The sequence below is a fragment of the Okeania sp. SIO2B9 genome (assembly GCF_010672505.1).
Lineage (GTDB): Bacteria > Cyanobacteriota > Cyanobacteriia > Cyanobacteriales > Microcoleaceae > Okeania > Okeania hirsuta.
In genome coordinates, this window is sequence record NZ_JAAHGK010001313.1 from 1 (window position 1) to 2,073 (window position 2,073).

Sequence of the window (2,073 nt, forward strand, 5' to 3'; positions counted from 1 at the left end):
TGTCATCTAAATTGGTTAATGGTAACAATAATGTATTTGCACCTAAATACCTGTGAACATTTATTAACTTCAGACAATCTTCATTGCTCAACTTTGATAATACACCTTCAGACATTAACAAATTCTATAGACTTTCATCAATTGATTTTTACCGACACCAGATTTCAGTGATGTACTCAATAAGTCCTCCACTAATTAACTCAATAGAGTTAAATCTAAACGCTCCTGTTGATTTGCCCACTGAATAAATTTGCCTACATATTTTTTGTAAGTGTCTGTTAGATTTTATCGCATTTATCTGAGTGTTTTATGATTTAGAAAATACCAAGCTTTACTAATCATAAATTCTGCTTCTACCTCTTGACCTTCTGAGTGAGTATTCAATAGTTTGAGCCATGTTTCTAGAATCTCAACAGGAAAACCTTTTCCTATAGTTTTATCCAGAAAAATCTTCCGTTTTATATAGTCCTCGTAAAGAAAAAAGGAACTCAACTTTCTCTAGATAAGTCTCTAGATAATCTTTCAAGCTATTATTTGGGACTTTCCTTGAGGTTAAAAATAATTCAAACGGATCTAGAGGTTTATCTGAAAATTTGTCAGAGACTTATCCGTAAATTTGCTTGGGGATTTATCTTGAAAATATAGAGAATTAAACCATTGATAAACTGCCATAAAATTATCTGTCTGAAACTTAACTCTCTCTTCTAGAAAACTGATGCTCTTTTCAATCATAGATTCCAATAGTGGCAAACTTTGTTCATAGGTTGATGAGTGTAATTCTAGACAAGTCATATAAAGCTTACTAGCTTCATAATTAGTAATATCATGTCCGGTTGAACAGTTATAAATAAACGACTAAGGAATCAGGAGTCAGGAGGGAAGAAAGAAGAAGTAAAGAGAAACTTTTTTTTATCACTAATTATCCGGACATGATATAAGTTCTAAACCATTAGCAATCTCAGGAATATGGAAAATACCTCTCTATTTTTCTAATAAATATAAATTCAAAGAATCTAGTGCATCAGGAAAATTTTTCTGCCAATATTGCTTTAAATTACTTTGATTAAAAGTTTCTATATCTAGAATAGGAAAAAGTTGTTCGATCAACAGATTTTTAAAATTATCCCTCGTGATTTCTCCAACTAATGCCAAACCCGTAAATGTATTGAAGAACTATCTAGCTTAACTATTATTTGTGCCCACTTACAGTATTCAGGGTCAACCTAACCTATAGCTAAAGATATTTTATTATGTGCATTAGTAGGGAGGAAAAGGAAAATACTATAGAGAATTAATAAGTAATTAGTCTTTTTCCTCTTGTTCGCCAGTAAGCAATAGTCTTTTACCATTCAAAATTACTGCTAGTGCTTGAAGCGAAATCTTTTTCACATATTCGGGAAGCTCTTCACAAAATTTTTCTATTGGAATCTTTACTTTTTCATCTTTTGGTAATAAGTTAAAAAAGCTTTATTTTCCCAAAATTCAGTAATTTTTCTCATAATGATCAGGCAAATTGACATCACTGAAAGTTGGTATTGATATATCATTCAAAGCTACTAATAACCAAAAAAATCGGGTAGTGCTAAACAAGTAATGATTGATTATAGTGATGAATAAAATACCAAATTGCACCAATATGATTTTCCACAGATTTAGAAAAAGACAAAGTTTTTCGCACTAGCCTGGATACCCTTTGTCTTAAGAAGATTCACATTTTGGACAGGTCGGCATAGATGGACAACACTAACTTTTACTCCTCTATCATTACATATTGAGCACTACCAAAAATCGATTGTTAAATTCAGCCATTTCTGCTTCAGAAAAAAAATATAACGGTGCTGGAAAAATGAGAGGTTTCCATTCAACAAAGGTGTTTTTTTATCCCGACTACTAGCAAGAGCAGCTTGAGTAAGTATAATTTGTTTTTCTGGCAAAATAGAAGTATTATTCCCACAAATTTCTACAGCTTGGCGATTATGATCGCTACTTTAAATTCCCCAAAAGTAATAATTTTTTTTATGTATATCTTCCAGCTATGAGATATTATTCTTTAAACTTTCACTGTGCGAAACA

Annotated in this window: 3 protein-coding genes and 1 pseudogene; all 4 read right to left on the reverse strand. The window is 31.4% G+C overall.

From position 1 onward, the window contains the following. Positions 1–294: 294 nt before the first annotated feature. Entirely contained in the window at positions 295–492 is a 198-nt protein-coding gene (locus F6K13_RS30200) for a hypothetical protein (RefSeq protein WP_124144455.1), read from the reverse strand. Positions 493–573: 81 nt separating this feature from the next. Then, a complete protein-coding gene (locus F6K13_RS30205; protein WP_124144454.1) occupies positions 574–792 on the reverse strand; it encodes a hypothetical protein in 219 nt (72 codons plus the stop codon). Between the two features lie 189 nt (positions 793–981). Then, on the reverse strand, positions 982–1,152 hold the full coding sequence (locus F6K13_RS30210) for a hypothetical protein (RefSeq protein ID WP_161564459.1): 171 nt from the start codon (positions 1,150–1,152) through the stop codon (positions 982–984). Positions 1,153–1,582: 430 nt separating this feature from the next. After that, positions 1,583–1,702, reverse strand: a pseudogene (locus F6K13_RS30215) (IS1 family transposase); the annotation flags it as partial. Positions 1,703–2,073 lie beyond the last annotated feature (371 nt).

Bases quoted from the DNA above. Each gene is read 5' to 3' on its own strand.
- F6K13_RS30205 (WP_124144454.1), bottom strand. From the start codon at position 792: ATGACTTGTCTAGAATTACACTCATCAACCTATGAACAAAGTTTGCCA.